Annotated in this window: 16 protein-coding genes and 1 pseudogene; 4 read left to right on the top strand and 13 right to left on the bottom strand. The window is 45.1% G+C overall.

Translation table 11 applies throughout. The annotated features are described in order from the left end of the window. The first annotated feature begins 134 nt into the window (after positions 1-134). Positions 135-671 (top strand): NfeD family protein, encoded by a 537-nt coding sequence (locus JOJ89_RS07205; RefSeq protein ID WP_029565406.1) that lies wholly within the window; start codon positions 135-137, stop codon positions 669-671. A 10-nt stretch (positions 672-681) separates the two neighbouring features. Then, positions 682-2,202: a flotillin lipid rafts scaffold protein FloT gene (locus tag JOJ89_RS07200; RefSeq protein WP_029281876.1), complete on the top strand. Its 1,521-nt coding sequence runs from the start codon at positions 682-684 to the stop codon at positions 2,200-2,202. Positions 2,203-2,474: 272 nt separating this feature from the next. Here JOJ89_RS07200 and JOJ89_RS07195 read toward each other — a convergent pair whose 3' ends face one another. From JOJ89_RS07195 to JOJ89_RS07175, 5 genes and pseudogenes are all read right to left on the bottom strand, one after another. Then, positions 2,475-2,561, bottom strand: coding sequence for a YjcZ family sporulation protein (locus JOJ89_RS07195; RefSeq protein ID WP_035206476.1), 87 nt, complete (start codon positions 2,559-2,561; stop codon positions 2,475-2,477). A 135-nt stretch (positions 2,562-2,696) separates the two neighbouring features. Continuing rightward, positions 2,697-3,242 (bottom strand): PepSY domain-containing protein, encoded by a 546-nt coding sequence (locus JOJ89_RS07190; protein ID WP_203290018.1) that lies wholly within the window; start codon positions 3,240-3,242, stop codon positions 2,697-2,699. A gap of 145 nt (positions 3,243-3,387) precedes the next feature. Then, positions 3,388-4,077, bottom strand: coding sequence for a PepSY domain-containing protein (locus JOJ89_RS07185; protein WP_203290017.1), 690 nt, complete (start codon positions 4,075-4,077; stop codon positions 3,388-3,390). A gap of 54 nt (positions 4,078-4,131) precedes the next feature. Next, a pseudogene (locus tag JOJ89_RS07180) lies at positions 4,132-5,488 on the bottom strand (sensor histidine kinase). Further along, positions 5,485-6,177, bottom strand: a complete 693-nt coding sequence (locus tag JOJ89_RS07175) for a response regulator transcription factor (protein WP_203290016.1) — start codon at positions 6,175-6,177, stop codon at positions 5,485-5,487. Before JOJ89_RS07175 ends, JOJ89_RS07180 begins: the two are co-directional and overlap by 4 nt. A gap of 128 nt (positions 6,178-6,305) precedes the next feature. On the opposite strand from JOJ89_RS07175, the gene JOJ89_RS07170 reads away from it, so the two are divergent. Beyond that, entirely contained in the window at positions 6,306-7,127 is an 822-nt protein-coding gene (locus tag JOJ89_RS07170; protein ID WP_203290015.1) for a glycerophosphodiester phosphodiesterase, read from the top strand. Between the two features lie 30 nt (positions 7,128-7,157). On the opposite strand, the gene JOJ89_RS07165 is transcribed toward JOJ89_RS07170, so the two are convergent. Next, positions 7,158-8,018: an STAS domain-containing protein gene (locus JOJ89_RS07165; protein WP_081870114.1), complete on the bottom strand. Its 861-nt coding sequence runs from the start codon at positions 8,016-8,018 to the stop codon at positions 7,158-7,160. Between the two features lie 233 nt (positions 8,019-8,251). On the opposite strand from JOJ89_RS07165, the gene JOJ89_RS07160 reads away from it, so the two are divergent. Further along, positions 8,252-8,881, top strand: a complete 630-nt coding sequence (locus tag JOJ89_RS07160) for a YitT family protein (protein WP_029281890.1) — start codon at positions 8,252-8,254, stop codon at positions 8,879-8,881. A gap of 44 nt (positions 8,882-8,925) precedes the next feature. Here the strand turns inward: JOJ89_RS07160 and JOJ89_RS07155 are convergent, their stop codons facing one another. From JOJ89_RS07155 to JOJ89_RS07125, 7 genes are all read right to left on the bottom strand, one after another. Further along, positions 8,926-9,063, bottom strand: a complete 138-nt coding sequence (locus JOJ89_RS07155; RefSeq protein ID WP_161781192.1) for a hypothetical protein — start codon at positions 9,061-9,063, stop codon at positions 8,926-8,928. Between the two features lie 58 nt (positions 9,064-9,121). Further along, positions 9,122-9,643, bottom strand: coding sequence for a GNAT family N-acetyltransferase (locus JOJ89_RS07150; RefSeq protein WP_242524677.1), 522 nt, complete (start codon positions 9,641-9,643; stop codon positions 9,122-9,124). A 626-nt stretch (positions 9,644-10,269) separates the two neighbouring features. Continuing rightward, positions 10,270-11,511 carry an exo-beta-N-acetylmuramidase NamZ family protein gene (locus JOJ89_RS07145; protein ID WP_203290014.1) on the bottom strand — a complete coding sequence of 414 codons (1,242 nt, stop codon included), beginning with the start codon at positions 11,509-11,511 and terminating at the stop codon, positions 10,270-10,272. 23 nt (positions 11,512-11,534) lie between these two features. Further along, on the bottom strand, positions 11,535-13,454 hold the full coding sequence (locus JOJ89_RS07140) for a glycoside hydrolase family 3 protein (protein WP_203290013.1): 1,920 nt from the start codon (positions 13,452-13,454) through the stop codon (positions 11,535-11,537). A 20-nt stretch (positions 13,455-13,474) separates the two neighbouring features. Continuing rightward, positions 13,475-14,827 (bottom strand): penicillin binding protein PBP4B, encoded by a 1,353-nt coding sequence (pbp4b, locus tag JOJ89_RS07135; protein ID WP_203290012.1) that lies wholly within the window; start codon positions 14,825-14,827, stop codon positions 13,475-13,477. Between the two features lie 28 nt (positions 14,828-14,855). Next, entirely contained in the window at positions 14,856-15,866 is a 1,011-nt protein-coding gene (locus JOJ89_RS07130; protein ID WP_029565395.1) for a MupG family TIM beta-alpha barrel fold protein, read from the bottom strand. Beyond that, positions 15,863-17,233: a PTS transporter subunit EIIC gene (locus JOJ89_RS07125; RefSeq protein WP_029281904.1), complete on the bottom strand. Its 1,371-nt coding sequence runs from the start codon at positions 17,231-17,233 to the stop codon at positions 15,863-15,865. The genes JOJ89_RS07130 and JOJ89_RS07125 overlap by 4 nt, the downstream gene beginning before the upstream one ends. Positions 17,234-17,244 lie beyond the last annotated feature (11 nt).

Raw genomic sequence — 17,244 nt, 5'->3', positions numbered from 1 at the left:
TTCACCTGCTGATTTTTGATTTATCTTACCACAGCTCCATTATTTAGAATTAATGAAACTTTCTGTAAAATTGAGCGTATTACTGATTGAAGGCCTATTCCTTTTCTTCCGCAGTTTAAAACGGTCAGGGGGTGATCAGCATTTCAGTTCATACTATTGAGGGCATTTACCTTGCAGGACTCATTATTGCCGGTGTTCTGACTCTTCTCTTCGTCTTTATCGGAGACATCTTTGAAGGAATGAGCGAAGCCGTCCCTTTTTTCAGTCCCACTCTTGTTCTCGCTTTTATCACATTCTTCTGTGCGGGCGGATACATCTTTGAAGTAACCGGCATCTTCTCTACCATATTATCTGCTTTTCTTTCCGTTATGGCATCCGGTGTCCTTGTTGCTCTTCTTCATTTTTTCGTCCTTGTCCCTTTGTCATCTGCAGAAGAGTCTCTTTCTTATCATGAATCGGATTTAAAAGGACGAACAGGACAGGTCATTACATCTATTCCTGCAGACGGCTTTGGAGAAGTGCTGCTTACAAGCAGTGTGGGGTCCATTTCAAAAACGGCCTCAAGCTTTGATCATACACCAATTGCCGGAGGCACGAAAATACTGGTGATTGAAAGCAAAAACAGCATCGTCTATGTAGCACCCTATCAGCCATTCGAAGAAACTCTTTAGGAGGTATTTTATGTTAACCACTATTATTATCATTGCTGGAATTGCTCTTTTTGTCCTAATCGCTCTGCTTGCCGTTTTTGTAGCCAAGTACCGTACTGCAGGACCTGATGAAGCATTGATTGTTACGGGAAGCTATCTGGGCAGCAAAAATGTCCACATGGATGAAAACAGCAATAAAATTAAAATTGTACGCGGAGGAGGAACGTTCGTGCTGCCTGTCTTTCAGCAGGCTGAACCGCTGAGCCTCCTGTCAAGCAAGCTTGATGTATCAACTCCGGAAGTGTATACAGAACAAGGGGTTCCGGTCATGGCGGACGGCACCGCGATTATTAAAATCGGAGGTTCTATAGGCGAGATCGCAACCGCTGCCGAACAATTTCTCGGGAAATCAAAAACAGACAGAGAGCAGGAGGCACGTGAAGTCCTCGAAGGGCACCTGCGCTCCATTCTTGGCTCTATGACTGTAGAGGAAATCTACAAAAACAGGGAGAAGTTTTCACAGGAAGTACAGCGGGTCGCTTCTCAGGACCTGGCAAAAATGGGTCTTGTCATCGTCTCCTTTACCATTAAAGATGTCCGCGACAAAAACGGATATCTCGATTCACTTGGAAAGCCCCGTATCGCTCAGGTGAAGCGGGACGCAGATATTGCAACAGCGGAAGCCGAGAAAGAAACGCGCATTAAACGTGCTGAGGCAGCAAAAGAAGCAAAAAAATCAGAGCTTGAGAGGGCAACAGAAATTGCAGAAGCTGAAAAAATGAATCAGCTGAAAATGGCAGAGTACAGAAGAGACCAGGATACGGCTAAAGCAAACGCTGACCAAGCCTATGACCTTGAAGCGGCAAAAGCACGGCAGAAGGTCACTGAACAGGAAATGCAGGTCAAAATCATTGAACGCCAGAAGCAGATCGAGCTTGAAGAAAGAGAAATCCTGCGCCGCGAGCTTCAATACGATTCTGAAGTAAAGAAAAAAGCAGACGCTGACCGTTATTCAGTAGAACAAGCCGCTGCAGCAGAAAAAGCGAAACAGCTTGCAGATGCCGACGCGAATCAATACCGCATCGAGGCACTTGCAAGAGCAGAAGCTGAACGAATCCGCATGGACGGTCTCGCAAAGGCTGAAGCCGAGCGTGCTCAAGGGGAAACAGAAGCTGAAATCATCCGTCTCAAAGGACTTGCAGAAGCTGAAGCTAAGGAAAAAATTGCAGAAGCCTTTGAACAATACGGCAAGGCAGCCGTACTCGATATGATTGTGAAGATGCTTCCTGAATATGCCAAGCAAGTAGCTGCGCCCCTGTCCAACATTGACAAAATTACTGTCGTGGACACTGGAGGCGGCGGAGAAAACAGCGGGGCGAATAAAATCACAGGCTATGCCACCAATCTCATGAGCTCCCTGCAGGAAACACTGAAGGCATCATCCGGCATTGATATGAAAGAACTGATCGAAAACTACTCCGGCAAAGGGAATATCAGACAAAGCATCGATCAGCTTTCATCAAGACAAAAAGATACAGATCAAGCTGAATAATTGCCTCAAAAAAAGCGCATGCCGGTGTCAGCATGCGCAAGCAGGAAGAGGTGTCTTACAAACATGAGGCTTATGAGAAAAATTATTTTCTCATAGCATATCCTATTCAGCGTACAGGAGATTGCTATGTGGAATTTGTCCATTTTTAACAAATTCCGCCAAAAATCAGCAATTGCCTTTATACGCCCCGCACCGAAGCTACAGCCTTTCAAGAAACATAAAAAGAAGCTGCTGATCTTACTCATCAGCAGCTTCTCTTTGTCATGTTATACTTAGTTGAAGAATGACGCTCCTACAATGATTAAAAGAATAAACAATACAACTACAAGCGCGAAGCCGTTTTCGTATCCACCTGACATGTCTCTTCCTCCATTTCACCTCTTATTCACTTTCCTTATCAAAATATGTAGAATGATAGAGATTGATATAGGACAAGAGTGGAGATTTGAGAAAATCCCTCAAACGCCCTGAGGGCACCCTGAGGGATACTTATATCAGTCTTTATCTTCCCATTCCGTTTTGACCGTTTCTCCGCTTTCAGCGGAAATTTCAACTTCAGCTTCTCTGCCGTCTTCTGCCACGATCTTAAACTTGTAGACAGCCTGGCCGTCATCACTTTCAAGCTCCGCTTCAGTGACCTTGCCTTTCACTTCTTTTAAAGCAGCCTTTTTGGCCTCTTCCATTGTCACTTTAACCTCATCCTGATTTACACTGCCGTCATCGCTGCTGTCGTCGTCCTCATGCATTTTTGTCACTTCGCCGGTATCGGCGTTAATGGTAAAATCGTATTCTATTCCTTTTGACTTCACTTCGGCTTCATAAACCCAGCCGTCAGCCTCCTGCTCAAGCTCCATTTCTGATATACTGCCCTTTTTCTCCTTCAGAACGATTTCTTTTGCTTTTTCATAGCTGATTTTCAAATTTTGTTTTTCTGCTGTTTTTTCTGCCTGCGCTTTATCTCCAGGCGTGATAAACTGTGAACCTACCCCGATTCCTCCGACAATTAATGCTCCGGTTAAAATAGCTGCTGTTTTTTTCATCTGAATTCCTCCTTGGTTTGTATACATTTATCCTACCTCTGAAAAATGATAAACAAGAGAGAGAAAGATTAGAATTTGATGAGAAATTGATTAGTTTCTGGTGTAAACGATAAAAAAGAACCTTTTGATGGCAAAAGGTTCACTTTTAATCTTCAACAGAAACGGAAAGGACAGTTCCTGTAAAAGCATCAACTTGAACGGTTGTCTCATTCTCGCCATTTTCAATTTCAACCTCGTAATAAAGCCGGCCGTCCTCCTCTTCAAGGTCAAGATCACCAACCTCACCCTTTGCTTCTTTCCTTGCAATTTCAATCGCCTGTTCTTCTGTCAGCTTCACCTTCGGATTGTTTGACCCTATTGTCTTCCGGTCTTCAGATAGTATCTTCCCGCTTGACGCATCCATCTTCAGCGAAATTTCATCCTTGCCGGCTACAAGCCGGATGCTGTAAGCCTGTTCAGGTTCATCGTAGGACAATGATTCTACCTTTCCTTGATATTGCTCCTCAGCAATTTCCTTCGCTTCTGCCGTTGTAACAGGAAGACTTCTTTTCTCATAAACGTCTTTTATTTTTTTCAGTTCTTTAATTTTACCGGCATCAGCATCGACGGACACCGAGTACAGGGCTCCCTTTTCCTCAAGTTCAGCAATGAAAAGATGTTCTCCGTCTGCCCGTGTCTCTTCGAGTGCAGTGATTGTTCCAGAGTACTGGCTGTTAACAAGTGATCTCGCCTCTGCTTCAGTGAGAGGCTCATCCTTGAAAAAAACCAAAACAGCCAGTGATGCTGCACATGCTAAAAGAATGAAAGTTATCAGCACCGTCCACTTGTTTGGCATGAACTCCCCCCTTATGTGCCTATATGTTCAGAATAACCCGCAAACATTAAAATTTCATGAGAAAGCAGGGAGATACACATGAACTTCTGTCCCCGTCCCTTCTGAACTGTCAATCCGAATCTCGCCGTCATGTGCAGCGACAATTTTCCGGGCAATCGACAGGCCAAGGCCCGTTCCTCCAGTTCCCCTGGCACGTGCTTTATCCACTCTGAAAAACCGCTCAAAAACAAAGGGGAGATCTTTTTGGGGGATGCCGATCCCGCGGTCTCTGATGCAAAAATGAATCATGTCCCCCTTTTGATCGATTGTGCATTCAATTTCTTCTTCGCTGTATTTAAAGGCATTATCAAGTAAGATAAAGAGCAGCTGTTTAAGCTTTAACTCATCTGCAGACACCATCACTTCCTGCTTGAAAAAGTGATAGACCACGCTTCTTTGATATACCTGTTCCAGGCTTTTCCCTGTTTGCCTGCATAGAGCTGCTGCATCTGTTCTTTTCGTTTCAGCCTGCATGTGTGCATCATTTTCTGCAAGCAGGAGGAGCTGGGCTGTCATTTCTTTCATTCTTACTGCTTCAGAATAGATGGCTTCAACCGCTTCTTCCATAATCTCAGGCTTTTTTGTGCCCCATCGTTTCAGCAGTTTAGCATAGCTTTCAATGACCGTCAGAGGAGTCTTCAGTTCATGACTTGCATCAGACACAAACTGCTGCTGTTTTTCAAAATTCGTCTGAATCAGCCCGATCATTTTATTGAATGTTTCGGTCATTTGATGAAGTTCATCTTTTTTTGAACCGCTGTTTGTCTCTATTTTTTTGAACGTCTTTCTTTTGAATTTCTTCCATCGTTTGTATTAGCGTGTGAATGGGTTTCAGGATGATTCTGCTTAATGTGCTGCCCGCTGCAAAGATCGGCAGCAGCACAAAAAGAGAAGCCAGGGCTAGGACGACCTTCAGCCGGTCCATATCCTCATCAACATGCGAAAGGTTTTCTGTCACCTCAAGCTGGACAACTCCACCGTCCGTCCAGATGAGAGGAATGGCAGCCCTTGAGAAGGTGACACCATCAGATTTGACAGTGCCGCTACTTTCAGAAGCTGAGTAATCCGGATCAAAATCTGAACGGTACTCTCCTTTTTTAGAAACAGTGGCAAGCTGCCTTGACGACTCGTCAATGATTCGGATCATTCCATCTGCAGGTAAATAAGCCCTTAAAAGATTCGTTGTATTCATCGTTCTGCCGTCTTCTTCCTTTAATGCTGCTGCAACGGCATGTGCCTGCTTCTCCGTTCGTTCAACCTCGCGATCAAGAGTGACTGTTAAAAAAAGAAAATAAATGGCCGCATGAATGCCAAGGACAATAATCAGCATCCATACCGTTGAAAACAGCTGGATTTTATGGCTGATTTTCATTCTGCTGGCTCCTTGATAGAATACCCGACCCCTCTAGAAGTGTGGATGAGGGGCTGATTATCGCCGCTGTCAATTTTCTTTCTCAAGTACCGTATGTACACATCAACAACATTTGTGTCTCCGCAGTAATCAAACCCCCACACTGCGTTTAGAATCTGCTCCCTGTTTAAAACCTGATTTTTATGCGAAAGCAAATACACAAGAAGATCAAATTCACGCGGAGTTAATTCAATTGAGTCATCTCCTCGTGTTACGTCCCTTGTTTTTATGTTCACTATAAGATTTCCCGCCTTTAGAATTTCTGCTTCTTTCTGAACATGAGCAGGCTTCGCTGAACGAAGGCATACTCTGATCCTTGCAAGAAGTTCTTCAATCTGAAAAGGCTTAGTTATATAATCATTTGCTCCCTGATCAAGTCCGCTCACTTTATCCGGCAGGGTATCACGGGCTGTCAAAAGAATAACCGGTGTTTGGTCATCCTGTGCCCTGAGCCGTCTCAGCACTTCCAAACCAGTAACCCCGGGCAGCATGACATCAAGAAGGATGCAGTCCCATGAAGAAGAACGGATTTCCTCGAGCGCTTCAAGGCCGTCATGTACAGAATGGACGCTGTACCCTTCAAATTCCAGCTCAAGCTTCAGAACACGCGCAATTTTCACTTCATCTTCCACGACCAGAATTTTTTCCATACGAACTCCCCTGTGTTTTTTTACTTGCAGTATATCACAGTTCCATGAGAACTCTTACCATCCAGCTGGCAAACATTCCTGAACTGGGGTACTATAAAAAGACAAGCTTGAACGGGAGGGACAGATTTATGGAAACGATTGTGATTGCTGCTGCAGTCATTATACTGGCAGTTATTTATTTCATAAAAAAGACTTCAAACCGCGGGCAAGCAAAATCCATGCTGACAATTGCCCACAGGGGAGCTTCGGGATATGCACCAGAGAACACCCTGGCATCCTTTGACAAGGCAATGGACATGAAAGCCGACTTTATCGAAATTGACCTCCAGCTGAGCAAAGACGGAAAACTGATGGTGATCCACGACGATTCTGTCGAGCGGACAACAAACGGCAAAGGCAATGTACGTGACTTGACCAGCCGCGAACTTCAGGCCTTAGATGCAGGCAGCTGGTTTGATCCCGTTTTTGCAGGGGAGCGCATCCCGACGTTTGATGAAGTTCTCGACCGGTATCCTCAAAAATGCGGATTGCTGATCGAACTCAAAAGCCCTGCCCTTTATCCCGGAATTGAGCAGAAAGTCTATGACGCGCTTGCAGGCAGGGGGCTCATTGAAAACCGTGAACCCAAAATCATTGTTCAGTCGTTTGATACGAATTCAATGAAGCTGTTTCATAATATCGCTCCGACTGTCCCAATTGGCGTACTCGTAAAATTCACACCAAAGGGAATCTCAAATGCCCAGCTGGAAGAGTTCAAAAAATATGCAAACTACGTAAATCCAAACAAACGGCTGGTGACAAAAAAGCTGATTTCCCTCATTCACGCACATGACATGAAAATCATTCCCTACACCATCCGTGACAGAAGATCTGCAAATGCGTTTCTTCAGCTTGATTTGGACGGCATTACGACCGATTTTCCTGATTATATAAAACCAGCAAAAGCATGAAGCCGCGGCTTCATGCTTTTAAAGTTACACTCATTTGCGGTTCAGAGAAAAGCCGATATGACTTAAAACCCCCTCGACATCTCCTCCAATCAGGATATTATCCAAATCAAGATTCAGCTGAACAGCCTTCATCGCCAAATCAGGACGTATTCCTGTAAGGGCAGGTGTCACCCCGATCAGCTCAAGCATTCTGACGAGGTTAAGCAAATGAACGCTCACATCGTCATTTATTTGAAGAATCCCCGATAAGTCGATGATCAGGTAGTTTAATGACAAATCTGTACTCGAGGTAAGTGCCGTATGTATGATCTTTTCTGCACGGTATTCGCTGATATCACCAATGATCGGAAGAATAGCCACTCCTTTAGTGATTGGGACAATCGGAGCTGACAAGTGAATAATTTCTTTGTTCGCCCGGTCAAGCTCAAGTACATAAGAAAGGAGGGTTGCCATCGTTTCAAATAGCTCAACATGCTTATCTGTAAAAGGAAGAGAATTTGTATCCAGTCCGCATATTGTTCCGTAATTCTCTCCGTTTTCATAGTAAATCGGAATGCCGATAAAACATCCTCCGCCTAAATTTTTCGTCACATCCAGATCCTTCGTCAAGCCGCTGCCTGCCAAATCCGGAATAATCAGAACCTCTCTTCCCCGATCGACGCTCAGCTTGCAGAATGTTTCCCTGAATGGGAGCTCAGAGCCTTCCTCGAGGAGTACTGAATCCTTATTAAAAACTTTCACAATTTCATTACGCTGCCGATCATTTTTCGCAATGAACAAGGTGTTAATTTCAATGAACTTGCTCATCATTTGAAGTATGCTTTCAGAAGCTTCATCAAAATTTGAATATTTCTTTATCGGCTTGCTCAAACCTAATAGCGTGTCTGTCACTTCTGTTCACCAGCCCTTCTGAACTTCATCGTTGATCTTTCTCGTTCTAAGAACCTAGCACTAATACCCATTATGATGAAAAATGAAACACAATAAATCTGTGTGACAGGAATTTCAGCGTATTCAGCCTCCATTAATTTTCATAACATTTCCATTTTTCAATAACAAAAGGTTTCCTGGAATCTTCATGTATAATGAGTTTTATCATCTATAGAAGGAGTCGTACGGAAAGCATGCACATTGTTATTCGCTGGATCAGCATCATCACAGGCTGTTTTGCCGTGTCGCTCGGCGTTCATCTGCTATCATCCTCAGAGCTTGTCATCGGCGGAACGGCAGGAATGGGAATTGTAGCACAGCACCTTTCAGCCTACTCATTCGGAACTCTTTTTTTTGTCATTAACTTGCCTTTTTATGCACTTGCCGTCACACAGCTGGGCATCGCATTTACCCTAAGGACGTTCATCAGCGTCAGCATCTTGTCCATCACCTCAGAATTTCTGCAGCAAACATTCATTGTCCATTTTCCGCATCCTGTCATCGCAGCCATACTTGGAGGAATCTCCATTGGAATCGGTCTCATCTTCTTATTCAGAAACGGATCGTCACTTGGCGGCATGAACATTCTTTGTATTTTTCTCGAGAAGAAATTCGGATTCAACCCAGGCAGAACCATGCTTATCACCGACCTGATGATTGTCGGATCAGCACTGCTTGTATTCGGTCCCCTGCAAATTATCTACTCGGCCATTGCCATCTTCGTCATGACGGCAATTCTCGGAAGATACCATAAAAAAGCTCCGCTCGAGCGTGAAAGCGGCCATGCTGAAACTGAAGAAAACAGCGTTTCGGCAACAGCCTGAAAAAACAAAAAGGAACCGGGTTTTAATCCGGTTCCTTTTTGTTTTCATCCAAACAGCCACTGATAAATAATAACTGCAGCAATACTTCCGAAGACTATGAATCCCCCTATTGTCGGACTCCCGTAAACCGTCCGGTTCCAGGCATCTTCCCTCACCTTTGTCTTATCATCATTCTTATCCATCGAACCCCTCCGCTCAAAGGATACATTAATATATGATTGGAACAGGTGCAGTCTTCCTCTATTTATACAATATCCTCGGATTCTCTTTCTGGCTGCATGACTCCAAAGCATACAGCGACTGCTGTGCCCCAAAGCGCACCAGGTTACGTTCCAGCTTCATGCCAATCTTCTCAAGCATTTTGCATGATGCCAGATTGGCTGTCTGCGTTTCGGCAAGGATAACCGGAAGATTCATCTCTTCAAAAGCATATGTTATTACGGCACGGACAATTTCAGAAGCATACCCCGCTCCCCACCATTTTGGCAGGAACTGATAGGAGATTTCCGTATGCACGCCTTCATGGTGCACATCAAGAGAAACAGTACCCATGAACTGCTGAGTCATTTTTTCCCTTACAACCCAATAAGGCAGCTGGCCTTCAGCGACCTTTACAGCTTCAATCATAGGCGCAAGCGACTCTTCATCACGAACTCCTCCCAGATATTTGCGCACTTCCGGGTTTAAATAGAGCTGTTTTACTTCTTCTATGTCTGCTATTCGGATCCGGGACGCCTGACACCTCTTCGTTTCAATCAACATGTCCACCGCTTTTCCATTTTATTCTTGCTACCACACGAGATACTGATGAAATATAAAAAAGCAAAAAGCAAGAAGATGGAAAGAACCGCGGCTGCCCCCGAGCATTTCCTTATTTTCTGCTGCCTTCTTTTTCTCTCTTTCGCGATATGATTGCTGCACTGCCCTCATATTTACCTGTTTTCTCATAAAATGCTCCCTTTACAGCAACGTTGAAAAGGAATTCTGTTTACTTAACTAAAACATTCTCTGTATTCCATATATATCCTGCAACCTGTGGTTATTTATTTGGATTGCAGCCAGATTGGATGATCATGCTTTTAGTTGTACGGTCTCCGAGTTTGCTTACCCCCGCAAATCGTTTTACGGTTTTCGAGGGTACGTTTCTCCTGTTTGCTTACCCTCGCAAATCGTTTTACGGTTTTCGAGGGTACGTTTCTCCTGTTTGCTTACCCCCGCAAATCGTTTTACGGTTTTCGAGGGTACGTTTCTCCTGTTTGCTTACCTTCGCAAATCGTTTTACGGTTTCCGAGGGTACGATTCCGGCTCTTACTTACCCTCCCAAACCGTTTTACAGTGCTGGAGGGCAACAAAAAAGATGAAATCCGAAGATTCCATCCTTTTTGCGTTTACTTATAGATCAAATATTCTTTTCGTACTTTTTTGAATGCATCAAGGTCTTTTTTGTATTTGTCTGTTATGTCAGAGACTGCTGCTCCTTCAAGGATCATCGGTCTTGTCCATGTGTTGCCGATCAGCTTGTCGAAGAAGTTGTTTGATAAGAACTCGAAGTCTTCCGGATACATGTCATGGACGGTTTTGACGATATGCAGGCCTGTCGGCACGGCATCAAATTCTTCTCTGTCCGTCACATAAACTTCTACACCATGGCTGAGTTTGCCTGCATGTTTAGAGAACATCGGTGTAAATGATGCAGCCCGGAACTTCACGCCCGGCAGGCTGAGTGCGTTCAGCTCCGCAGCAAGGTCTGTGCTGTTGATGAACGGTGCTCCAATCAGTTCAAACGGTTTTGTTGTACCCCGTCCTTCTGAAAGGTTCGTTCCCTCAATCAGACCAGTTGCAGGATAGACAAATGCTGTCGACACAGTCGGCATGTTTGGAGAAGGCAGAACAAACGGAAGTCCTGTGTCATCGTAATCCATGGAGCGTTTCCAGCCTTTCATTTTCACGACTGTGAGATCGGCTCCGATGTTGAATTCTTCATTAAAGAGAGAAGCAAGCTCTCCAACCGTCATGCCGTGCTTAGTCGGAATCGGATAAAGTCCGATAAAGGACGCTGCTTCCGGTTCAAGGACAGGTCCGTCGACACTGTCCCCTCCCTGCGGATTCGGGCGGTCGAGCACGACAATCGGAATGTTGTTTTCTTTCGCTGCTTCCATGGCATAAGCCATTGTGTAAATGTATGTGTAGTAGCGCGTTCCGACATCCTGGATGTCAAAAAGAAGAATCTCTACGTTCTCAAGCATTTCAGGCGTCGGTTTTTTTGTTGCACCGTACAGGCTGTATACAGGAAGTCCAGTTTTTTCGTCGATGTAAAACTCGACGTACGAGCCGGCCTGAGCATCTCCGCGGACGCCGTGCTCAGGACCGAAAAGGGCCGTCAGTTCAATCTCCGGATCGTTATGGAGCTGGTCAACGATACTGTTCAGGTTTGAATCAATTCCCGTCGGATTTGTAATCAGCCCGACTTTTTTCCCCTTGAGAAGTTCTTTCTCATTCTTCAGCAGTACTTCAACACCCGGTGTGACTTTGTTTTTCTTTTTCTCTTTATGGGCAGAAACATCTTTATCAGCCGGCCATGCACTGATTGCAAGCATCAGTACCGTTATGAGCACAAGTATTCGTTTCATTTCAGCCTCTCCCTTAGATCAGATTATTTAAGCTGTTTGCCTGAGCGGATGTCCAGTCCATATCCGAACGGATACAGCGTTTCTTCTGGATTTGTGACGGATGGAATGTCGACTGGAAGCTTGCCTTTTGGATTTGACTCTCCGAAGATCGTTCTGATTCCGGCCGGGATGTTTGGCTGTCTGTATGCGCCGTTTGAATAGCCTTTGAAGCCGTAAACGGCCATGACAGCTTTTGCTTCTTCAAAATTTGCTGCGTCATACGGATTGCGCATGCTCATAAGGACAAAATCTTTGCCTTTTGACTGTGCATCTTTCATGACTGCTCTCGGGAAGGCCGTTGCCCATTTGCTTGAATCCTGTACTGAGTCGTCAATGACGCCGTCGTTTACAGCCGGGTCGTTTTTCACCACATAGGAACCGGTAATGACATAATCAGCCCCATCAATCATCGCTGCTGTTTCAGGACCGAATGTTTTTCCGGAGAAAGCATATCCGGAGACTTCAACGTCTTTTTTCTTGCCTTTTAATTCTTTAATACTGCGTGTCATCGCTTCTACTTGATCCGCAAATGGTGCAAGCACCAATACTTTTTCGCCTTTTTTCGGCTTGAAAGGAAGTGTTTTATCTTCGTTTTTCAAAAGGGTGACAGCATCTTCTGCCATTTTCTTTTCTTTTTTCAGGTGATCTTTGTTTCCGACTACTTCAAGTGCATTTTCTACTTTTTCCTCAATAGGAGTTGAATCAGGTGTTAAGATGCCGCGTTTTTCCTTCAGTGTAAGAATGCGCTCAACGGATGCATTCACCTGCTCAATCGGAAGCTCCCCTTCTGAGATCGCTTCTTTCACAGCATTGAAGACAGATGCAAGATTTTGCTCCATATCAAGTGAATTTACCTGTGCAGGCATTAATGCGATATCCACACCGGATTTCAGTGCAAGAACAACAGCTTCTTCCTGGCCGAAGTTGTCGGCGATGGCTTTCATATTCAGGGCATCCGTAATGATGACACCGTTAAAGCCCATTTCTTCGCGAAGCAGTCCAGTCAGAACTTTCTTGGAAAGCGTAGCCGGAACAAGAATTTCCTGTCCGTCTTTTTTGCTGATGTACGTCGTATCGTCAAATGCCGGGAATTGAACATGAGCCGTCATGACCATGTCAACGCCTTCATCAATGGCTTTTTGGAAAGGAGCGAGTTCCACAGCACGAAGTCTTTCTTTGTCATGCGTCACGATAGGAAGCCCATAATGGCTGTCTGTCGCTGTATCGCCATGTCCCGGGAAATGCTTTGTTGTTGCAGCCATGTTCTGGCTTTGAAGTCCTTTGATTGTCTGGATGCCAAGCTTTGAAACAAGTTCCGGATTGGAACTGAACGAACGGACGCCGATTACCGGATTCCCCGGGTTATTGTTCACATCAACCGACGGACCAAAGTTAACGTTCACTCCGAGAGAGGAAAGCTCTTTGCCGACAATTTCACCTGTCTGATAGGCATATTTTTCACTTCTTGCAGCACCGAGTGCCATATTGCCTGGAAGGTTTGTCCCTGTCTGAAGACGCGTGACAATCCCGCCTTCCTGATCAATTGTAATGAAGAGCGGAATACCAGGGCTTGCCTGCTGAAGGCCGTCCGTTAAACGTGCTGTCTGTTCGGTCCCGACAACGTTTTCTGCGAAAAGAATGACTCCCCCAAGGTGATATTTCTGAATAATGCCGCCGACTTCATCGTTCATAACCGTGAAGCCTGTCGCAGTGCTTTCCCCTTCTTTTTTCCAGTTGCGGAAATCAGGCATCAGCATCTGTCCGATTTTTTCATCAACGGACATGTTTTCTACAATGGCTTTCACATCTGTTTCTGCCGATGCTTTAGCCGGCTTGATTCCGGCTAAAGCTGATACTGACAGGACCGCTGCAAGAGCGGCGGATATCCATTTCTTTTTCCCCATGTTACCCATCCCCTTATTTTTTATTTGGTTTCCATAGCTTCATAAACAGCGGTTACAACACTTCCATAGCTGCCTGTTGTAAACAGATCTCCGAAGAATTGATTAGAGTTTGCTGCCGGATTCACGAGCGGAGAGTGCTTTTTATTTGTTAAAAGAACGATGCCAAGATCATACTCAGGATCAATAATCGTGACAGTGCCTGTCCAGCCTGTATGACCATACGCGCTGTCGCTTGCATACTTGCTGAACATCCAGTCCATGCTGTCGTTTCCATTTAATCTCCAGCCGAGGCCGTACGTGCCATTCATGTCAGAAGGCTCTACGAATTCTTCGATAACCTCTCTGTCAAAAAGCTTCTCGTTTCCGTAGCCTCCTCCATTCAGCATCACTTGAAGAAGAACGGCAAGGTCCTGTGTTGTTGAAAACAGACCTGCGTGTCCAGATACACCTTCCATTGAATAGAAGGCTTTTTCATCATGAACTTCCCCCTGAAGTGTATATGTTCTGATGTTCGGGAAGCTGATGACGCCGTCGCGGGTATTGCCCATAAGTTCTGTTGCTGAGATTTCCTTCGGTTTAAACCCTTTTTGCAGCGGATTAAAGACTGTATCCTTCAATTTCAAAGGCTTGTACAATTCGTTTTCAACGTATTGATCAAGCTTTTGTCCAGTAATTTTTTCAACGATCGTGCCAAGAAGCATATAATCTACATCGCTGTAAATATTCTGTGTTCCCGGTTCATATGTAAGAGGCGTCTTGTTGATATTTGCAATTGTTTTTTCCCGCTCCTGCGAATACAGTTCCTTTGATACTGCAGGGTTATGATATTGCGGGTCAGGCTTAAATCCTGCTGTGTGATGCAGGACATCAATAATGCGCATCGTGTCTTTGCCCTTGATCACATCAGACTCTGAATCCTTAAATTCCGGAATGTACGTTTGAACTTTGTCGTAAACATCCAGTTTTCCTTCGCTTGCCAGTTTTTGCAGAGCAAAGTTTGCAGCATACATTTTTGTATTGGAGGCGAGGTCAAACAGCGTATCGTTCTCCATCTTCAAAAATTTCTTAAGCGGTGTATGACCGTCAAATTTTTGTTTGTAGCCGTAGCTTTCATTTTTTACGATTTTGCCGTCTTTTATGACAATCAGAGCGGCTCCCGGAAAACCGGCTGCGACTTCTTTTTCAATCAGCTGGTCTACTTTTTCAAGTTTTTCAGAAGAGAAACCGGCTTCTTCAGGTTTTTTTGCTTTCGACAGAACAGAGTACTCTGTTTTAGCTTTAGGCGAGGCTTTGATTTCTGCAAACGATGCAGATGGTGCGATAAGCGATAGAGCAAGAACCGAACTAAGTGCGCTGGCTGTCCATTTTTTCATGTGTTTCCCCTTTGTTTTCCGTATTTTTTTAAACCGCGTCGATCTTCACTTTTTGTCCGGGCAGGGCAAGGTTCAAAAGCGGCAAATCCTCATCTATCACTTTTCCGATGACATTCACTCTTTCATCTGCTTTTAAGACCCGCCTGCAAATCTGGACTTCTCCCCTGTAGCGGCCGTACCCGCTGTTATCCATCGTAATCATTCCTATTTGCCGTTCAATCGTATTGCATGGTTTTACCTCTTCAGCCAATCGCGTATCTTTTAGTCTGAAAACATCTCTTGATGCATCTGGCCGAAACTGATAAAAGCCGCCTGTAAACTGGTCTGAATGAACCCTTAGAGTTAGAATATTCCGTCTTTTATAAAGAGACAATTTTTCTATCAGGCCGTCTTCTGTACCCGGGTCGCCTATATAGACGTGATCGACCTTTTGAAGCAGTTCAACACCGGCTGCATAGGAGGATATGTTTCTATGTTTCTCTAAAGTTGGCAGTCCATCATACAGCGGTCCTCTTTTTGTCCCTGTACCGGGGATGAAGGCTGCTGTCTCAATGCCGTATTTTCTGAACAGCTCATTTTGAGAATGAAAGAATTCTTCGTCTAAACCGGTTTCTCTCCTCGGATAGAAATTGTGCCATGCTATCGTCTTTTGAGGTTCCAAGCCTTTTTTCAGCAAAGATGCAAGCTCGGGCCCGGTTATCGTGCTCGCATTAATAGAAAGGGCAAAAACGGCAGACAGTGACTGTATCGCAGCTTCATCGAATCCGTCATCAAGTCTGATTCCCCTGATACCAAATGCAGAAAGCTCTTCAAAATTATGTATGTCAAGATGCTTTAGTGTGGAAGGTGATACGTCGGCATGGATCTCAATGTCATGGTTTTCTGCAAGTGCCAGAAGCTCTGCCGCCCTCTGCTTCAGATTTCCCTTTTCTTCAGGAATGTGAAGCGAGGTAAACGCCCGCTTCACGCCTGATGCTGCCGCATGCAGAATCTGCTGTTCTGCATGCGGGTCCTGAAGATAAAATGATATGCCGATCACTTGAACTCAGCTGCCATTTCGTCTTTAAATCCGAATAGATACGTAAAGATGAAACCTGCAGCATAAGAGATGGCGAGTCCTGCAAGGTAAAGAAGGATCTGGTTTGTGTGAACCAGGAATGTCAGCGGAAGGCCGGATACACCGACTGCAATTGTCGCAATATCAAAGTGCGCCTGGAAGGCTCCCCCTACTCCTGCTCCAAGACATGCTGTCAGGAAAGGACGGCCCAGAGGCAGTGTGACACCAAAGATCAGCGGTTCGCCGATGCCGAGCATGCCTGATGGAAGACCGCCGCCAATGGCGCGCTTCAGGCTTTTCTTCTTTGTTTTGAAGTAGATGGCAAAGGCTGCCCCTACCTGACCTGCGCCTCCCATAGCAAGAATCGGAAGAAGCGGATCATCGCCGATTGAATTAATCAGCTCAAGATGTACAGGTGTCAGACCCTGATGAAGACCTGTTACAACAAGCGGAAGGAACGTAGCTCCAAGGACAAAACCGGCAACTACTCCTCCAAGATCAAGCACGCTCAGAAGTCCTTTTGTGATCGTATCAGATACAAACCCTCCAACTGGCATGAATACGATATAGGTTACGATCCCTGTAATTAAAAGTGCAATGGTAGGTGTAATGATAATATCAAGAGACTGCGGAACAAATTTGCGCACCTGCTTTTCAACGAAAGCAATAAAGATAGCAGCGAAAAGGACTCCGATTAAGCCGCCGCGTCCAGGAAGAAGATTTTCGCCGAACAGGGCAATATCGCCCACTGCGGGGTTAATGACCAGAATACCTGCGAGTGCGCCAAGCGCCGGCGAACCGCCAAATTCTTTTGCCGCGTTTGTACCGACTAATATTCCTAGGTAAGCGAATAATCCTGAACCTATAACAGTTAAAATAATGGCCAGCTGTGAATCGGCTGCAAGCCACTCTGCCTGGACAACTGCTTTTGTAATACCGGTAATCAACCCGGATGCGACAAGTGCCGGAATCAGTGGAATAAAGATGCTTGCAATTCTTCTGAGGAACAGTTTAAAAGGCTTTGCATTCTTTTTATCGATTTCCGACTTGTTTTTCGATGCGGCATCCTTTAAGTCGAATCCGTCCGCTGAAGCAAGCAGCTTTTCAAACTCGGCCGAAACCTTGTTGACAGCTCCAGGTCCAAGAATGATCTGAATCGTCTCTTCCTCTACAACCCCGAGAACACCGTCTGTTTTTTTAATGGCATCCATATTTACTTTTGATTTGTCATACGGAGAAACTCTAAGCCTAGTCATGCAGTGTGTAGAAGCACTGACGTTTTCTGCTCCTCCAAGATGCTCAAGCAGCTGCTCGGCAATGAGTAAGTTTCTGTTATTCCCCTTAGCCATTCTGTAATCCC

This window comes from Metabacillus sp. cB07 (assembly GCF_016839225.1).
GTDB lineage: Bacteria > Bacillota > Bacilli > Bacillales > Bacillaceae > Bacillus_P > Bacillus_P indicus.
This window is presented reverse-complemented; position numbering and strand designations above follow the sequence as displayed.